Source organism: Pseudoalteromonas aurantia, from assembly GCF_005886875.1.
Classification (GTDB): Bacteria; Pseudomonadota; Gammaproteobacteria; order Enterobacterales; family Alteromonadaceae; genus Pseudoalteromonas; species Pseudoalteromonas aurantia_A.
Window position 1 is genome coordinate 1 of sequence record NZ_PNBY01000190.1, and the last position, 305, is coordinate 305.

At 44.3% G+C, this 305-nt stretch carries 1 pseudogene; it reads left to right on the top strand.

The annotated features are described in order from the left end of the window. Positions 1–216: pseudogene (locus tag CWC18_RS21170) on the top strand (IS110 family transposase); the annotation flags it as partial. Positions 217–305: the final 89 nt, after the last annotated feature.

Sequence of the window (305 nt, forward strand, 5' to 3'; positions counted from 1 at the left end):
CAACTTATTCATGGTGCTCGAACGGTTGTGAACCACGCGCATAAAAAAGACGATGACCTGAACCTATGGGTCACTGCCATCAAGCAAAGGCGTGGTGTGAATAAAGCTGCGGTTGCAATGGCGCATCGTCTGGCAAGATTAATGTGGATATTACTTCAAAAAAATGAACATTACCGCCCCATACGTTCATGCAATCAGGTTCAAGGTAATGTTTAAATACAAAGTTAGATTGGCAAGCAGCTCGTAAAAGACAAGGGTGACTTAACCCGAGTGGGTGTTGAGAGTACTTGCCAATCGCCTATCAT